This window comes from Acinetobacter sp. DMC2, from assembly GCF_056314305.1.
Genome location: NZ_JBQUYP010000002.1, coordinates 347,973 through 365,341, shown reverse-complemented (window position 1 = coordinate 365,341; position 17,369 = coordinate 347,973). Strand labels below are relative to the sequence as shown.

The window sequence follows — 17,369 nt, the reverse complement described above, 5'->3', positions numbered from 1 at the left end:
CAAATGCTAGAACAAATCGTGCCAATTCTCTAGCGTGTTTAATAAAAAATTAAGTAAATGCTTATTCTTTGATTCGATCATACTCCGCAAGCGTTTGTTGCCATTGTTTGACCTTGACCTGTTTTCGTACAGACTCCAGTGTCTCGAACACGACAGATTCAACCAATTGCTCAAGCTGGCGATTATTAATATTTATTTCACTCACTTTTTGAGAAATTAATTGATAAGTAGGACTCGGAGTGTTTGGTGAACCCTCAATTAAAGGTTCAATTAAACCTGCACTAATATTTTCACCTAATCTTTGGCCAATACTCTGAATTTGCTGTTCAATACGACCACCGACTAAAGGAATTAAGCGTAATAATTGGGTCAGCTCAGGTGTATCTACTATGGCCTGATCTACAATTTTCCCAACACCTTTTGTTATTGCCGGTTTTTGTTCTTTTAAAGCAGTCGCTAAAGACTCTTGTAATAATGCTGTTAGGGTAGCAGTAAATTGCTCACGATGATGATTAACTAAGTCGTGAATAATCTGTTTATGGCTAGAACTGGTTTGAAGTTCATATCTAATGCCATCAATCACGGTAATAACAACACGATCGGAAAGTTCTTCCATGACAACACGATAGTAAAATAATCCAGTCTTTCTCCAGCTTTCTGGAATAACTCGATAGCCCATTTCGTGTAAACGATAAGCAATAATTCCAGCTCGGAACAAACGTAGAAAACGAAGCTGAGGAATAATGGCTAAAATTTCATACCAGTGAATAAAAGGGAAAAAGAACCAGCGTTTATGGTGTTTATTGATGATCGCAATGCTCCAGCGCACGAGCAGCTCAACAATTAAAAAACCAATAAACCAAGCTTCCGATGTGATTACCCATGGATGCAGTGAATTACGGTAAAAGCTCAGTATCTGGGGCAAATGAATGTGTTCAAAGAACCATGCCCCAATACTGCTCATTAAAAAGAAATTTGTAGCAAGACAGAACAGGTTAAAAATAATAATAAACACCATAAAGATGTCATAGATCAAAAACAGCTTAAACGAAAGGCTGTTTGGATCTACATGATGATATTTCGTTTTTTTCCCAGCGCTGTTTTGCATGATAACGGATGCTTTCTTAAATATTTGTAGAGGTATATTGAGATTTCATTTGCTCAATAAGTTGATCTTTTTCGGTCCAGATTTCATCCACCCATTGTTGGAAACGTTCACGGTAAACCGCATCGTCTTCATAGTTTCCACCAAGAACCCAATCTGGAATTTCAATTTTACGCAAATTTACTGCAATTCTTGAAACATCACCGAGCCAGAAATCGCTATATCCTGGAACGCCATTCGGATAGACAATTGTCATATCAACTAAAGCATCAATTTTGTCACCCAAAATATTCAAGGCAAGTGCCAAGCCACCTGCTTTGGGTTTAAGCAAATGCTTATATGGCGATTTTTGCTGGTCATGTTTTTCTTGAGTAAAACGAGTACCTTCTAAATAATTCAATAATGTGAAGGGCTGACTTAAAAGCTGCTCGCAGGCTTTACGTGCTTCCATCATGTCACGGTCTTTGAGCTCAGGATTCTTTGCAACCTGTTCTTTGGTGTGACGTTTCATCATCGGGAAGCCAAGAATTTTAAAAGCTTGTCCAACGAAAGGAATAAAGATGAGTTCCCATTTGGTAAAAAAGCGGGTGAGTGGCATACGGGTTAAACCAAAATATTGATTTACCGTCGTATCAACCCAACTTTGATGGTTACACGTCATGAGATAACGACCTTGCATATTTAGGTCAAGTCCCTCATCAATCGTGATATCCCATTTTAGATTTGGTAAAACATGGTCAATTAACCAATTGTTTACCCCTAACCAGCTGTTTGTAATTTGAATATTGGTTTCATCTATTTTAGATGATTTTTTTAAAAGCTTGGTCAGACCTAATGCAAGAACAGGTGGACCATGAAAAAACGTACTTCCTGTAATGACTGTACCTACAGTGAGTCCACGTGTAATTTTTTTTAGCGCAGATTGCTTATTGGGTGCAGTTGACATATGAATGACCCCGAATGTCTAAAATCCATAGAAAAGTTGTTCAACTATAACTGTCATAATATGAAATACAACGATATCTTAGACAACAATGAAGAAATTGTGATGAGCTAGCATCTTAAAGTGCATCAAAATATTACAAAAACATAACTAAACTGTTTATTATTAACAAAATATCAATGTTTTATACTTCCTTTTTGTTTCATTATTCACTCAACAACAAAACACTCAAAGTGAGGAGGCATGCAATGCGTGCATTAGTTATTTCAACAGTGGTAGGGGCAGCAGTAGTACTTTCTGGTTGTCAAACAACAGGTAACAACCTTGGTGGCGTTGAATACGATAAAGCCGCATTAGGTACATTAATCGGCGCAGCAGCTGGTTACGGTATTTCTAAATCAAGTGCAAACTCTAGCCGTCAAAACAACCGTGCTGCAGCAATTGGTGCAGTTTTAGGTGGTGCTAGTGGTTTATACCTTGACCAAAAAGAGAAAAAATTACGTCAACAAATGGCGGGTACTGGTGTAGACGTTGGCCGTAATCCAGATGGTTCTGTTCAATTAATTATGCCTGGTAGCATTACTTTTGATACAAACAAATCAAACATCAAGCCAAACTTCTACTCAACTTTAAACAAAGTTGCTCAAACTTTGGCTGAAGATAACAAGAGTGCAATTCTTGTAACAGGTTATACTGATAACACTGGTAATGATTCAATTAACATTCCATTATCACAAGCACGTGCTCAATCAGTACGTAGCTATTTAGCTAGCCAAGGCGTATCTGCTAGCCGTATCGACGCGCAAGGTTTTGGTTCATCTAACCCAATCGCAGATAACTCAACTGCATCTGGCCGTGAACAAAACCGTCGTGTAGAAATCAGCATTTATGCTAAACAATAAGATTTAGTTTATTGTTTCAAAAACCACCTTCGGGTGGTTTTTTTATGGGGGTAGTACAAGAAATAATCACGACATTCTGCGGCGCATAAATTGCATTATTAGACATCATTTATACATATCCATAGATTTACTATTGGGATTCTAAAACAGAGATGACTATAATCATGCTCGAAAAATTAAGAGGTAATACACGATGTCATCTGCCAGTCAATTGAACAACAAGCAAGAAGAAGCCATGAAATATACTCAGGGCCCTTTATTGGTGCTTGCTGGTGCTGGTTCAGGTAAAACATCGGTAATTACACGTAAAATTGCCTATTTGGTGCAGCATTGCCGTATTCCAGCGCATCGTATAACCGCGATGACCTTCACAAACAAAGCTGCCCGTGAAATGAAAGAGCGTGTGACCAAGCTTTTGTCACGTGAAGAATCAAAAGGTTTATCTGTTTCGACTTTCCATACTTTTGGTTTAAACCTTTTACGTTTAGAACTTAAAAATTTACCTTTAAAAGCTAATTTTTCGATTTTAGATGCAGACGACTGTAAGCGTATTTTGATGGATTTGATGCATCGCGACAATTTGTCAGGTGCAGAAAGCAAAGAATTAATTGCTAAGGCAATGAAGAAAATTTCGGATTGGAAAAATGATCTGATCTTGCCAGAGCAAGCACATTCAACTTGTGAAACACCTGAAGATGTACAGTTTGCCCATCTTTACCAGCTTTATGAACGTAATTTACGTGCTTACAATGCAGTCGATTTTGATGACTTGATTGTTATGCCAACACGTTTACTGCAAGAAAATGCAGAAGTACGTGATAAATGGCAAAACCGTGTTCGCTATTTATTGGTCGATGAATATCAAGATACCAACACCGCTCAGTATATTTTGGTGAAACTTTTAGTTGGGGTAATGGGTCAGTTCACCGCGGTAGGTGATGATGACCAGTCGATTTACGCATGGCGTGGAGCCAAGCCTGAAAATATGGCTTTGCTTAAGCAGGATTTCCCAAATTTACAAATTATTAAACTTGAACAAAACTATCGTTCAACCAGCCGTATTTTAAAAGCAGCGAACTGTGTGATTCAAAATAACCCGCATATTTTTGATAAGAAATTGTGGAGTGATAAAGGACATGGTGAAGTCATCAGAATTATTACCTGTCGTAATGATGACGATGAAGCAGAGCGCGTAGTCAAAGACTTACTTACTCATAAGCTCATGAACGGTAAAAACTGGAAAGATTATGCTGTTTTATATCGTGGGAACTTTCAGGCGCGTGTATTAGAAACACAGCTTCGCCAAATGCAAATCCCGTATAAACTCTCTGGTGGTACTTCGTTCTTTGCTCGTGCAGAAATTAAAGACGTGATGAGTTATTTACGTCTTATTATTAACCCAGAAGATGACAGTGCTTTCTTGCGTATTATTAATACACCTAAACGTGCGATTGGCCCAGTTACTCTTGAGAAGTTAGGTTTATTCTCACAAGAAAATAATTTGTCTTTACTTGGTGCTTCTGCTGATCAACGTTTAAGCATGGTGCTTCCTAAAAAGGCAGAAACTCAGCTTCATGAATTTGCTGACTTTATCGCGACATTTACGCGTGAATTGTTGGAAGACGATGAACCTGTGCCTAAAGTTCGTCAAATGATGAACGAAGCGGGTTATATGGATTACGTTCGTGAACAGTCTGCAACACCTGCACAAGAGAAAAGTAAGCTCGATAACATTGAGAATTTATTTACCAGTATTCAAAATCTCATTAACCGTGCTGAAGACGTTGATGAAAAGAATATTGAAAGTGTCATTCGAAAACTGGTTCTACTTGATCTGTTAGAACAGCAACAGGAAGAAGAAGATACGGACAAAGTTAACTTACTTACTCTACATGCTGCAAAAGGTTTGGAATTCCCATATGTGTACATTATGGGGCTCGAAGAAGAACTATTACCGCATAAAAACTCGATTGCAGCAGAAACCATTGAGGAAGAACGCCGTCTCATGTACGTGGGAATTACCCGTGCACGCCAAGGTTTAACGTTAACACTGGCAGAACAGCGTAAAAATGGCGGACAGATGAAACAGATGACACCTAGCCGTTTCCTTGATGAACTTCCGCAAGATGAGCTGGAGTGGTTAGGGCGTAAAAAGAAAATTGCGGCTAATGTTGATCCTAAAGAACAGGCTCAACAATATCTGGCAAATTTAAAAGCTTTATTAAAGCGTTAATTTTTTTAATTTTTAGGAAATCCCATGAAAGTTCAAGTGAAATTGCTCGATCCGCGTTTAGGTAAAGAATGGCCTTTACCTTCATATGCAACAGCAGGTTCAGCGGGTTTAGATTTACGTGCCTGCGTCGATGAAGCAATTGATATTGAACCAGGACAAACTGTTTTAGTTAAAACAGGTATGGCAATTTATATTCATGATGTAAATTTTGCTGGTTTAATTTTACCGCGTTCAGGTTTAGGTCATAAACACGGTATTGTGCTTGGCAACTTAGTTGGTTTGATCGATTCAGATTACCAAGGTGAATTGATGGTTTCGGTTTGGAACCGTGGTCAAACAACATTCCGTTTAGAACCAGGTGAGCGCTTGGCACAATATGTTTTAGTGCCAGTCGTACAAGCTGAGTTTGAGCAAGTAGAAGAATTTGAAGAAACTTTACGTGGCGCTGGTGGCTTTGGTCACACAGGTAAACAATAAGTTTTTTAAAATATTAACGAAAAAGAAACGCCTGTTGAACAGGCGTTTCTTTTTATATCTTGAATGTTACAATGGATTATATTACAACACGCTTTACTCATATTCTTTTAACTTTTTTAGCAAACAAACCTTTCAAAATTTTGAATAATCTATGTTTTTGCGATAGATCGGATTGATCTTTAAATAGAAGATACGCTATGAATGTAAGACACTCATTTCCAAAAAGTATTTTTCGTGCTTACGATATTAGAGGCAAACTTTCTTACTTAACCGCGGACGTTGTTCGTTCGATTGCCTACGGATTGGCACAACAATACAAACAAGCAGAACAAACTCAATTAGTGATTGGCTATGATGCCCGTCTCACAAGTCCAGCCTATGCACAATTAATTGAAGAGATTTTAGTAGAACAAGGTTTAAGCGTTACCAACATTGGCTGTTGTTCATCACCAATGATGTATTACATTGCTAGAGATTTTGGTGGCAATGGCATTATGGTGACAGCAAGCCATAATCCAAAATCGGATAATGGTATTAAGTGGATTTTAAAAGGTGAACCGCCGTCTCCTGAAATGATTCAGCAGGTGGGGGAAAAAGCCCAAACGTATGTACCAACTCATTCCATTTCTGTACTTGAGCTAACCCTACCTCAATTTAAAGCTGAGTTTTGTCAAAAATATCAGCAAGCCATTTTTAAAGATATTCAATTAAAACGTCCTTTAAAAGTTATTTTAGATGGTTTACATGGCTCTGCTGGACACTGCTCAAAATTAATCTTGGAAAAAATGGGCTGTGAAGTCATTGCTTTACGAACTCATCCGAATGGGGAGTTTCCAGATCATGCACCAGACCCTTCGCATGCAGCTCATTTAACGAATTTGCGTAAAGCAGTGGTTGAGCAGCAAGCAGATATCGGCATTGCTCTGGATGGTGATGGAGACCGTGTCGTTTTAGTCGATGAAAAAGCCCAGATATTGACAGCAGACCGTTTGTTATCACTTTTTGCGCAAATGTGCTTAGAACAACACCCCGAGCAAGAAATTGTTTTTGACGTGAAATGTTCACGCATGGTTCAAAAAACGGTTGAACAACTCGGCGGAAAAGCAAAAATGATCCGCACGGGAAGTAGCTTCTTAAGAGCTTATCTATCTCAGTCAAATGGACGCGCCATTTTTGGTGGAGAATATGCAGGCCACTACGTTTTTAATGATGGGCGTGGTTTCGGCTACGACGACGGTCTATATGCTGCATTACGTGTAATGGAATATTTTACTCAATCGAGTGCGACAACAATTTCTGAATTATTTGCTCCTTATCCAGAAAGATGTTGTACAGAAGATACTTATATTGGTACATATCAGTCTGATCCAAAGTATGTATTACAAGATATTGAAATTTTAAGTCATCGTTTAGGTGCCCGTATCAGTAAAATCGATGGCGTACGTCTTGATTTTGATGATGGTTTTGGCATTATTCGAGCATCAAATACTGGTGAATATTTTACTGTAAGATTTGATGCGGATAATCCTTTACGATTAAAGGAAATCCAGCAAAAATTTGTAGATATGTTGCAAGAACATTATCCGCAAATTGCACAAGAACTTTCAGAGGCCTAACTAACTAAGGAGAGGCGTAATGCCACAACATCAGCATATCGGTGTCGACAAAGCAAAAATCTTGATTGAAGCTTTGCCGTATATTCAACGTTTTACTGGTAAAACGCTGGTGGTGAAATACGGTGGCAACGCGATGACTGATCCGGAGCTCGAAAGTTCATTTGCCCGAGACATCGTTTTACTTAAAACTGTCGGGTTAAATCCGATTGTTGTTCACGGTGGTGGGCCACAAGTAGACTCATTTTTAAAGCAGTTAGGCCGCGAGTCTGACCGTATTGACGGTATGCGTGTAACTGATGCTGCAACCATGGAAGTGGTTGAAATGGTATTAGGTGGTAGCGTAAATAAATCAATTGTTAACCTGATTAATAAACATGGTGGCCGCGCAATTGGTTTAACAGGTAAAGATGGTAATTTACTTCGTGCCCGTAAATTACTTATGGAAAAGCAAGAAGAAGACGGTTCAATCAAACATATCGACTTGGGTATGGTTGGGGAAGTCACTGGCGTTAAAACCGATGTATTGGAGATGTTCACTCAAAGTGACTTTATTCCAGTGATTGCGCCATTAGGCGTAGATGAAGAAGGCAATACTTATAATATTAATGCTGATTTAGTTGCAGGTAAGGTTGCAGAAGCACTAGGCGCTGAAAAGTTAATTTTGCTTACCAATATTACGGGTGTGCTTGATGAAAATAAAAATCTATTAACTGGCCTTACTACGCAAGAAGTTGATCGCCTCATTGAAACAGGCGTGATCTATGGCGGTATGATTCCTAAAGTAGGCTGTGCACTTGACGCTGTTAAAGGTGGTGTTGTGAGCGCACATATTGTTGATGGTCGCGTACCACATGCAACATTGCTTGAAATCTTCACTGATCATGGGGTTGGAACACTCATTTCTAATCGCACTAAAACAGCTTAAGAAATTCGTTATTCTCAATAAAAAGATCACTCTAGGTGGTCTTTTTTTATACCACTTTAGTTTGGTCATTTTTTTGTCATGAGCTTTGACTAGTGTAAGGGGTGTCACTAGGAGCGTTCATTATGCTGGAAAAATTTAATCAATATCGCCAAACCTGGACTTTACCTTTAAATCGTCATAAAGCAATAAATCAGACACAATTTCGTTTTGAATGGGTTGATAATTTAAAAGAATTACAAGATGTACAGCGGTTTCGTGCACAACAATTTAGCCAACAATTTGGAATTCATTTTGAAGATAACTTAGACCAAGATATTTACGATTTTGGTTGTGAACATGCGGTCTTGCGTGAAAAGTGGACTGGAGAGATTGTCGCATATACGCGTCTAAAACTATTTCAAGGTCATGAGATTGCACAAAGCTACAGCGCACATGAGTTTGATATTGTTCCTCAGTTATCACATCTTCCTAATGTGTTAGAAATAGGGCGTACCTGTGTTCATCCACGCTTTCGTAATGGTAAAGCATTATCGACACTGTGGTTGAACCTTGCACCGAAAGTGTTATGGTCAATGCGCGCTAAATATTTAATGGGATGTGTCAGTATTCATTTGCAAGATAATTTGGCTAGAGCGTACTACACGCATCGCCAGATTCAGCAATTATCTGAAAGTAAAACCATTGATATTCGTTCGAAAAAAATCTACGAACCTGAATATCCTGAGTTTAGCTTTCCACAAGATGAACGTATGCCGAAACTTTTCCAAATGTATTTGAGCATGCAATCAAAACTATCGAAACAGGCGTTTTTTGATGAAGAATTTAACTGTCTAGATTATTTTGTATTTCTGGAAGTGAATAAAGTGGCAACTTCATTTGTCATGAATAAAATGGGTCAGCGTTAATCATATGTTCTATTTTCTAATAGCCAGCACATATTGAGATTTGCAAGCCATTTTACTCTCATGCACAATAGAGCAGATGGGGTAATTAGAAGTAGTTTAAAAGCGATATGTGCCAACTATTAGGAATGAATTGTGCAACACCAACGGATATTACTTTTTCTTTCCGTGGTTTTTCGCAGCGTGCAGGAATTACCTCAGATCATAGTGATGGATTTGGTATCGCATTTTTTGAAGACAAGGCTTGCCGTTTATTTGTCGATAACCAGTCGGCAGTTGAATCTCCAATTGCCGATCTCGTTCGTAATTATCCTATTAAATCACGTAATGTGATCGCGCATATTCGTAAAGCGACTCAAGGTAAAATCACTTTAGAAAACTCTCATCCCTTTATTCGAGAGTTGTGGGGGCGTCATTGGATTTTTGCCCATAATGGTGATTTACATGACTTTGATCCACCACTGAGTGGACGTTTTTCGCCGGTGGGGAATACAGACAGTGAACGCGCATTCTGTTATTTGCTCGATCAACTCGTTGAAGCTTTTGGCTATGAAGAACCCAGCCTTGAGCAAATCTTTGAAGTATTAGAAAAAATTTCGCCACAAATTGCTGAGTACGGCACATTTAATTATTGCTTATCGAATGGCAAGGCATTATTTAGTTATGCGATTACTAAATTACATTGGTTGGTTCGAGAATATCCATTTAATCAGGCTCATTTAATTGATCTAGATATTGAAGTCGATTTTAGTCAGGTAACAACCCCTGAAGATCGTGTAGCGGTAATAACAACTGAACCTTTAACACATAATGAAAACTGGACAGCTTATCAACCCGGTGAAATGATTTTATTTCAACATGGTGAACCAATTAAAAAAGCAATTACTCATGTAGAAAGATTAAAGCGTGAGCTGGAAAATCCTGAACTTAAGCGTATTACTCGCGCAGATCAATATTAATATAAAGTATATTTTAAATGTATAAGTAGAGATATTTATATATATTAGACATTTAATAATAAAGTATTTTGTTTAAAAAATACTTTATTATTTTAGTTGGTTAAATTTATAAAAAATAAATAAAAACAGTAATTTATGTTGATTGTGATTTTTATAAGATAAACCCGACAAAATAGCTTTGTTTTTATTTATATTCTTTAAATATATCATGAGGTTTATGCAACAGTCATTGAACATCATTGGGGAGATGTATGAAAATGAAATGGGCTTCAGTATATAATACGGGTATTGATGTTATTGATGAGCAACATAAACGAATACTTGATTATATTAATGAAATTGATGATGTAAAGGATGATGAAGATAGACGTCGAATTAAAGATGTTTTAGATAATATTATTGATTATACGCAATCACATTTTACTTTTGAAGAAAGTTTACAAGAGGAAGCCGATTATAAATATCGTGTACCACATAAACGTGTACATGACTTGTTTATTAAAAAAATAGAGTTATATCGTGAGCGTTTTGAAATGGGACATACTGTTGAAAAAGAGCTACAAGAAATTTTAGCAAAATGGTTAATTAACCATATTCAACATGATGATGCTGATTATGTCGGGGCAGTAAAAGAAAATATGATGGGGATTATTAGAGAAAAAGAAAAGAAGAAAGGGAAAAACTGGTTTGCTCGGTTTTTCGCATAACTTGAATAACAAAACTTATAATTTTAGTTAGCGCAGCAAACTATCGTTTCGGTAGTTTGCTTTTTTTATTGAGCAAGCTTTGATTTTCAGGCATGAGACGGGCAAAATATCTATAGTCTTTTTCAAGGAATGCATAATGCAGGACATACCTATGTCACGATGGTTATCGCCCCTGATGGCGTTTTGCTTGTCTTTCATCATTATGGCGACATTGGCACCCGCTATGGGGATCCAGATTGATCGTCAAATCGATTTCTGGTTATTGTGGTTGGGCACAATGCTGTTATTGGCTCTGCCAGTTTGTTATTTGGAAATTGCCTTAGCAAAACGGTCGAAGACTACTGCTTTAAATGCTTTATCGAGTTTAACTCGTGAAGCAGATAGTTCACCAAAATGGCGTTTGGCTGGTTGGCTTGCAGTTATTTTTATTCCATTTTTAGCCGGGAATGTACTGAGTACTGCTGGCAATTTACTGACAGTACAGCTCAATAACAGTATTTCTGGGCAAATTATTTTTGCTGGTCTTGCAGTTGCGGCTTTAATTTTATCTTTTATTCCACGTCAGATTTTAATTGTGTTAATGACAGTCGGTGTAATTGCTTCTCTTGTTTTAGCTAATACGATGGGAACGACTTTACAGCCTTGGCATTGGACAAACGTTGAGTTTAAAGAGTGGGGTAATGCAACTGTGCTTGCTCTTGTTGCGAGTGGTTTAGGCTTAGGACTTTACTGGCAAAATAGCTTGTCTGTAATTCACTCTCAAGAAGGCGCTACCCGAACTGTACTTCCAATCTGGTTAGCTCAGTTAATTGCTGTCGTTGCGTTTGGTTTCTTTTCTCTTCAAGCACAGCTTCCTGTTTTTACCTGGATTTTTACGGCGGTAATGACAACAGCTCTGTTTATTCAACTTGCTAAAGAACAGCTTGCTCAACGTCAACTGATGTACGTTTTACAATGGGTGATTATTGTTGTAGCAATTGCAGTTTGGGCTGTGCCTGAACTTCACGGCATCTTTACGCTGATTTTGATGCTTTGGGGATTACTCATTTGCCTGATCTATGCAATTTTTGCTGGCTGGATTATGAAAATTAGCCACTTGCGTAAATCAATGAATTTTAGCAATGAGTTGTTCTATAACTTGTGGCGTATTGCGGTACGTATTGTTTTACCGCTTTCAATTGTAATTGCCATGATTGCGGTAGTTGGACAAATTCTCTGATGGAAAAAGCTCAGCAAGTGTGGGTTGCTTTTGCAACCCCAGAGCAACAGTTTTTAGTTGCTATTCCATTTGAAGCTGGAATGACAGCATTACAAGCAGTTGAAGCGAGTGGATTACAGACGCAAGTAAGTTTGCCTGAGCCATTACAACTTGGCATATTTGGTGCAAAAGTAGAAGCTGATGCAGTACTACAAGCAGGTGATCGGGTAGAGGTCTATCGGCCTTTAACGATTAATCCTAAGGATATACGCCGTAACCGCGCCGAGAAAAATCCTGTGGGGCGATATATTAAAAGTAATCGCTTAAAGCAATAAGCCCCATAAATAAAACCCCTCGAAGTATTTCACTTGAGGGGTTTATTTTTATTAGAAAAAACGATTATAGTGGTGGGGCAGTTAAAATCGCTTCTTTAGAAGCAGGTAAACCTGGTTGCGATTCTGGAATAGTTTCTAAACCTTCAATTTTAGTTACTGTGCCAGTGCCATCAAAGTAAATTTTTAAATGCTGACCATGTGCTGCGGGGATTTTTGCCTTTTTAGCGTAAGTTCCCGGGATATAGTTGTAAATGTAGTCCCAACGCTGAGGATTGAGGGGATCAGTCACAGTTGGACTACCAAGCAAAAAACGCACTTGCTGGAAATTCATGCCGACTTGTACTTGAGAGGCCTGAGCTTTGGTCAAAGGAGTCCCTTGAGGAATATCAACCTTATATACACCAAAGATTGAACAACCAGCAAGGAGTGAAGTGACTAATAACGTCAGCACGAGTTTTTGCATTTTGCTACACTATCCCAATAAATTATGATGCATTTGATCAAAGGATAGATCATACTTCATCTAAATTCTATTGCCTATTCCAACTTGAGATTTGTTGAGAGACCTTTTTTCATGCCTATTTCCAATCAAGATTTGCGCAAAGCTGGACTTAAAGTTACCCTTCCACGAATTAAGATTTTGGAATTATTAGAAAATTCAAAGCAACATCATCTTAGTGCTGAAGATATTTACAAGACTTTGTTAGAACAAGGGGAAGATGTCGGTCTTGCGACAGTTTACCGTGTGTTAACACAATTTGAAGCTGCAGGTATCATTCAGCGTCATCATTTCGAAAATAATCATTCTGTTTTCGAAATTATGCAAGAAGATCATCACGATCATTTGGTTTGCCATAATTGCAACAAAGTTATTGAATTTACTAATGATGTTATCGAGAAGGAACAGCATGCTGTAGCAGACCAACATGGGTTTACCTTAACGGGTCACTCATTAAACCTCTACGGTTACTGTAACGAACCTGAATGTCAGGAAGTTCTGCGCAAGAAATAATCGTTTTCACACAAAGAAAACAAATAAAAAAGGAAGGTTACGTTTAACCTTCCTTTTTTTATGAGGAAATTACTGTCGGTCGAAAGTTAAATGCTGATTTGTGCCTGCAATTTGATCAGGTCCTTCTTCAGTAAGCTTAATCGTCAAACGTAAATCATTTGGTGAGTCGGCATGTTTTAATGCATCTTTATAGGTAATTTGGCCTGCTTTATAGAGATCAAACAATGCTTGGTCAAAGGTTTGCATACCAAGTTCACGTGAGCGTTTCATTAAATCTTTAATTTCATGAATTTCACCTTTACGAATGTAATCTGAAATTAATGGTGAGTTAATTAAAATTTCAATTGCGGCGCGGCGAGATTTGCCATCAGGCGTTGGAATAAGTTGCTGAGCAATCATGGCCTTTAAGTTAAGAGATAAGTCCATGTAGAGCTGACTGTGGCGGTCACTTTCAAAAAAGTGAATGATACGGTCGAGTGCTTGGTTAGCGTTGTTGGCGTGCATTGTGGCCAATACAAGGTGGCCTGTTTCAGCAAAGCCAATCGCGTAGTCCATAACTTCACGAGATCGAATCTCACCAATCAAGATGACATCTGGTGCTTGTCGCAAAGTATTTTTTAAGGCAATTTCAAATGAGTCCGTATCGATTCCGACTTCACGTTGGGTAATGATGCAGCCTGCATGTTCGTGAATAAACTCGATTGGGTCTTCAATGGTAATGATATGACCTTTAGTGTTGTGGTTACGATAGCTAATCATTGAAGCCAAAGACGTCGATTTACCCGTACCTGTCGCACCAACAAAAATAATGATGCCGCGTTTGGTCATTGATAAATCTTTAAGAACAGGTGGTAACTGCAAGTCATCAATTGAAGGAATTTTAGTTTCAATTCGACGTAGTACCATGCCGGGCATGTCACGCTGCTGAAAAGCACTCACACGAAAGCGGGCAGTTTTATCACGGTTCATAATGGCAAAGTTACATTCACGAGTGTCCGCAAATTCTTTGCGTTGCTTTTCGCTCATGATGGAATGTAAGAGTTGACCAATAACATCGCCTGAAAGACTATTTTTTGAAATTGGAACAATTTGTCCGTTAATCTTCATCGATGGCGCAACGCCATCGGTAATAAAAAGATCGGATGATTTTTTTTCAACCATGAGGTTGAGTAAGTCATTAAAATCCATATTTATTCTCTAATTATTTTTATAGGAATGATTCAGGCTGTTTTGCAGCAGTACGAGCCGTTTGTGGACTAATCACTCCACGAGAAACTAAACCTTTTAAGCTTTGGTCGAGTGTCGTCATGCCATGATTTGCCCCAGTCTGAATTGATGAATACATTTGGGCGACTTTGTTTTCACGAATTAAGTTACGAATGGCAGGAATACCAATCATAATTTCATGTGCTGCGACACGCCCTCCGCCGTTCTTTTTAAGCAGGGTTTGCGAAATAACAGCCTGTAAAGATTCTGACAACATGGCACGAACCATGTCTTTTTCTTCGGCAGGGAATACGTCAATCACACGGTCAATGGTTTTTGCAGCAGAAGTCGTATGGAGTGTACCAAACACCAAGTGACCCGTTTCGGCAGCAGTAAGTGCTAAACGGATGGTTTCAAGGTCACGCATCTCACCGACCAAAATAATATCAGGGTCTTCACGCAGTGCCGAGCGTAGTGCTTCGTTAAAGCCATGTGTATCACGATGTACTTCACGCTGGTTAATCAAACATTTCTTCGACTGATGTACAAATTCGATAGGGTCTTCAACCGTTAAAATATGGTCATAACGATTTTCGTTGATATAGTCCATCATCGCTGCAAGCGTCGTAGATTTACCCGAACCTGTTGGGCCAGTGACTAATACAATCCCACGTGGATAGTCGCAAATATCTTTAAAGATTTGACCTAAGCCTAAATCTTCCATAGTAAGTACTTTAGATGGAATGGTACGAAATACTGCACCAGCACCGCGGTTTTGGTTAAATGCGTTAACACGGAAACGAGCAACATTTGGCACTTCAAAAGAAAAGTCGGTTTCAAGCTTTTCTTCGTAGTCTCGGCGTTGTTTATCATTCATGATGTCATAGACCAGACGGTGAACATCTTTATGATCTAGAGCCGGTAAGTTAATGCGACGGACTTCACCATCAACGCGAATCATTGGTGGCATGCCAGCAGATAAATGTAAATCGGACGCGCCATTTTTCACAGAGAAGGCGAGTAGCTCTGTAATATCCATAATTTCCCCAAGTAAATCAAAATATGTCATTATTTTGTAGAATAATATACGGCTTTCACCGAGGCTTACCAACACCTCGCTTTAGGTGAAAAGCAAAAAAGTTTTTTGAAAATGAGAACCTTGTCAATGAATTACCTGCAAGATGCGCGGCAGCACGTATTACAGCAAATCAGAGTTGCTTGTGAACATGCTCAGCGTGCGCCTGAAACTGTGCAACTTTTAGCCGTATCAAAAACACATCCGAGTGAAAGTTTGCGTGAAATGTATGCAGCAGGGCAAAGAGCATTTGGTGAAAACTATTTACAGGAAGCTTTAGAAAAAATCGAAGCTTTACAAGATTTAGAAATTGAATGGCATTTTATTGGTCATGTTCAGCGCAACAAGACTAAACATTTGGCAGAAAAGTTTGATTGGGTGCATGGTGTAGATCGTTTGATTATTGCTGAGCGATTATCTAATCAAAGACTTCAAGATCAATCTGACTTGAATATTTGTTTGCAAGTGAATATTGATGGGCAAGACAGTAAAGATGGCTGTACACCAGATGAGGTTGCCGAGTTGGTTGCTCAAATTAGCCAGTTAGCAAAAATTAAATTACGCGGCTTGATGGTGATTCCAGCACCAGAAAATACTGCTGCTTTTGCAGATGCTAAAGCCTTGTTTAATGCTGTGAAAGCAAAACATGCCCACCCAGAACAATGGGACACATTAAGCATGGGAATGTCAGGTGATTTAGACGCTGCAATTGCTGCAGGTTCAACCATGGTACGTGTAGGAACGGCTTTATTTGGAAAGCGCGATACAGTTGAGAAAAAATGACTTTTACAATTTAGCTCAACGTTTTGTCGGGTAACTGTAATTTGTTAATTTAAATTTAATTTTCCTAGCTTATAACCCAAATATTTTAATATTTGAGTGTGTAATGTATGGATTTATTGCATGTTTTTATTCTGGCGATCATTCAGGGTTTTGCTGAATTATTGCCAGTTTCTAGTTCCGCACACGTTATCTTAGCTGAAAAGTTAATGGGGTATGATCCATCTGCACCTGATATGACTTTCTTACTTGTGATGTTACATACGGGTACGATGTTTGCAGTGATTGTCTACTTTTGGAAATCTTGGAAAAAAACCTATTTTTCTTCTTGGGAAAGTTTTAAAAAACAAGCCTTCTATATTATTTTGGCAACCCTAATTACAGGTGTGCTTGGCTTAGCGCTTCAATCTCTGATTAAACATGTGTTCTTTGGTGGAGCGAGCAGTTTCGAAATTGAGCATTTGTTTAGTAACTCAAAACTTATGGCAGCTGCGTTAATTTCGGCAGGTGTTCTGATTATTTTATCTTCGCGCTTAGACCGCGGACAACAAGGTGAAATCAGTTTGCGTAGTGCTTCTATTATTGGGGCGGTGCAGGCTTTATGTTTACCTTTCCGTGGCTTTTCACGTTCTGGTGCAACGATCTCTACAGGTTTATTTTTAGGTGTATCGCGCCAAAAGGCTGAAGAGTTCAGTTTTGCACTGGCTGTGGTACTAACACCAGCAGTAATTTTAAAAGAGTTATATCGTTTAATTCACGCTCAAGGTTTACAAACCGTGGCGCATGGACAAGTGTTCCATTCGATGGTTCCAAGCTTATTGGGCATGTGCTTTAGCTTTGGTGCTGGTCTTTTAGCGCTAAAATGGTTGTCTTCATGGTTAGAACATGGGCGCTGGCATTTGTTCGGTATGTACTGTATTGGCTTCGCAATCGTCGTACTCTGCGTGAATTAATTTTTTGATGTTTTAAAAATAAAAAATTAGTACAAGACCAT

General features: G+C 38.6%; 18 protein-coding genes. 13 read left to right on the top strand and 5 right to left on the bottom strand.

Annotated elements, in window-relative coordinates; genetic code table 11:
* Positions 1-61: 61 nt before the first annotated feature.
* Together ACT53H_RS06030 and ACT53H_RS06025 are read right to left on the bottom strand one after the other, a co-directional pair.
* Positions 62-1,108: a hypothetical protein gene (locus ACT53H_RS06030; RefSeq protein ID WP_004794140.1), complete on the bottom strand. Its 1,047-nt coding sequence runs from the start codon at positions 1,106-1,108 to the stop codon at positions 62-64.
* 16 nt (positions 1,109-1,124) lie between these two features.
* The gene (locus ACT53H_RS06025) at positions 1,125-2,051 is read right to left on the bottom strand and encodes an acyltransferase (protein ID WP_174759417.1); all 927 of its coding nucleotides are present in this window, start codon (positions 2,049-2,051) and stop codon (positions 1,125-1,127) included.
* Between the two features lie 245 nt (positions 2,052-2,296).
* Here ACT53H_RS06025 and ACT53H_RS06020 point away from each other — a divergent pair, with 245 nt between their 5' ends.
* The 10 genes from ACT53H_RS06020 (at position 2,297) to ACT53H_RS05975 (ending at position 12,302) form a co-directional block, all read left to right on the top strand.
* A complete protein-coding gene (locus tag ACT53H_RS06020) occupies positions 2,297-2,950 on the top strand; it encodes a YiaD family glycine zipper/OmpA-like lipoprotein (RefSeq protein ID WP_151767738.1) in 654 nt (217 codons plus the stop codon).
* A gap of 193 nt (positions 2,951-3,143) precedes the next feature.
* Positions 3,144-5,183, top strand: a complete 2,040-nt coding sequence (locus tag ACT53H_RS06015; protein WP_476008861.1) for a UvrD-helicase domain-containing protein — start codon at positions 3,144-3,146, stop codon at positions 5,181-5,183.
* A gap of 24 nt (positions 5,184-5,207) precedes the next feature.
* Positions 5,208-5,660 carry a dUTP diphosphatase gene (dut, locus tag ACT53H_RS06010; protein WP_003653255.1) on the top strand — a complete coding sequence of 151 codons (453 nt, stop codon included), beginning with the start codon at positions 5,208-5,210 and terminating at the stop codon, positions 5,658-5,660.
* Between the two features lie 197 nt (positions 5,661-5,857).
* Complete coding sequence (locus ACT53H_RS06005; RefSeq protein WP_474772113.1) at positions 5,858-7,276, top strand: phosphomannomutase/phosphoglucomutase; 1,419 nt, start codon at positions 5,858-5,860, stop codon at positions 7,274-7,276.
* 19 nt (positions 7,277-7,295) lie between these two features.
* On the top strand, positions 7,296-8,201 hold the full coding sequence (gene argB, locus ACT53H_RS06000; RefSeq protein ID WP_004794131.1) for an acetylglutamate kinase: 906 nt from the start codon (positions 7,296-7,298) through the stop codon (positions 8,199-8,201).
* Positions 8,202-8,323: 122 nt separating this feature from the next.
* Entirely contained in the window at positions 8,324-9,106 is a 783-nt protein-coding gene (locus ACT53H_RS05995; RefSeq protein ID WP_004794129.1) for a GNAT family N-acetyltransferase, read from the top strand.
* Positions 9,107-9,213: 107 nt separating this feature from the next.
* Entirely contained in the window at positions 9,214-10,062 is an 849-nt protein-coding gene (locus ACT53H_RS05990; RefSeq protein ID WP_476008860.1) for a class II glutamine amidotransferase, read from the top strand.
* Between the two features lie 251 nt (positions 10,063-10,313).
* Positions 10,314-10,769: a bacteriohemerythrin gene (locus tag ACT53H_RS05985; protein WP_034596359.1), complete on the top strand. Its 456-nt coding sequence runs from the start codon at positions 10,314-10,316 to the stop codon at positions 10,767-10,769.
* A gap of 151 nt (positions 10,770-10,920) precedes the next feature.
* Positions 10,921-11,988, top strand: coding sequence for a hypothetical protein (locus ACT53H_RS05980; protein WP_476008859.1), 1,068 nt, complete (start codon positions 10,921-10,923; stop codon positions 11,986-11,988).
* Positions 11,988-12,302 (top strand): RnfH family protein, encoded by a 315-nt coding sequence (locus tag ACT53H_RS05975; RefSeq protein ID WP_476008858.1) that lies wholly within the window; start codon positions 11,988-11,990, stop codon positions 12,300-12,302. The genes ACT53H_RS05980 and ACT53H_RS05975 overlap by 1 nt, the downstream gene beginning before the upstream one ends.
* Before the next feature lie 64 nt (positions 12,303-12,366).
* Here the strand turns inward: ACT53H_RS05975 and ACT53H_RS05970 are convergent, their stop codons facing one another.
* Entirely contained in the window at positions 12,367-12,765 is a 399-nt protein-coding gene (locus ACT53H_RS05970) for an outer membrane protein assembly factor BamE (protein WP_003653245.1), read from the bottom strand.
* Between the two features lie 111 nt (positions 12,766-12,876).
* Between ACT53H_RS05970 and fur the strand changes: the two genes are divergently transcribed.
* The gene (fur, locus tag ACT53H_RS05965) at positions 12,877-13,314 is read left to right on the top strand and encodes a ferric iron uptake transcriptional regulator (protein ID WP_004794120.1); all 438 of its coding nucleotides are present in this window, start codon (positions 12,877-12,879) and stop codon (positions 13,312-13,314) included.
* A gap of 69 nt (positions 13,315-13,383) precedes the next feature.
* On the opposite strand, the gene ACT53H_RS05960 is transcribed toward fur, so the two are convergent.
* Positions 13,384-14,502, bottom strand: coding sequence for a PilT/PilU family type 4a pilus ATPase (locus ACT53H_RS05960; protein WP_476008857.1), 1,119 nt, complete (start codon positions 14,500-14,502; stop codon positions 13,384-13,386).
* Between the two features lie 19 nt (positions 14,503-14,521).
* Positions 14,522-15,559 (bottom strand): type IV pilus twitching motility protein PilT, encoded by a 1,038-nt coding sequence (locus ACT53H_RS05955; RefSeq protein ID WP_003653239.1) that lies wholly within the window; start codon positions 15,557-15,559, stop codon positions 14,522-14,524.
* 126 nt (positions 15,560-15,685) lie between these two features.
* Here ACT53H_RS05955 and ACT53H_RS05950 point away from each other — a divergent pair, with 126 nt between their 5' ends.
* Entirely contained in the window at positions 15,686-16,378 is a 693-nt protein-coding gene (locus tag ACT53H_RS05950; protein WP_474772108.1) for a YggS family pyridoxal phosphate-dependent enzyme, read from the top strand.
* Between the two features lie 107 nt (positions 16,379-16,485).
* Complete coding sequence (locus ACT53H_RS05945) at positions 16,486-17,328, top strand: undecaprenyl-diphosphate phosphatase (protein WP_443271493.1); 843 nt, start codon at positions 16,486-16,488, stop codon at positions 17,326-17,328.
* The last annotated feature ends 41 nt before the right edge of the window (positions 17,329-17,369 follow it).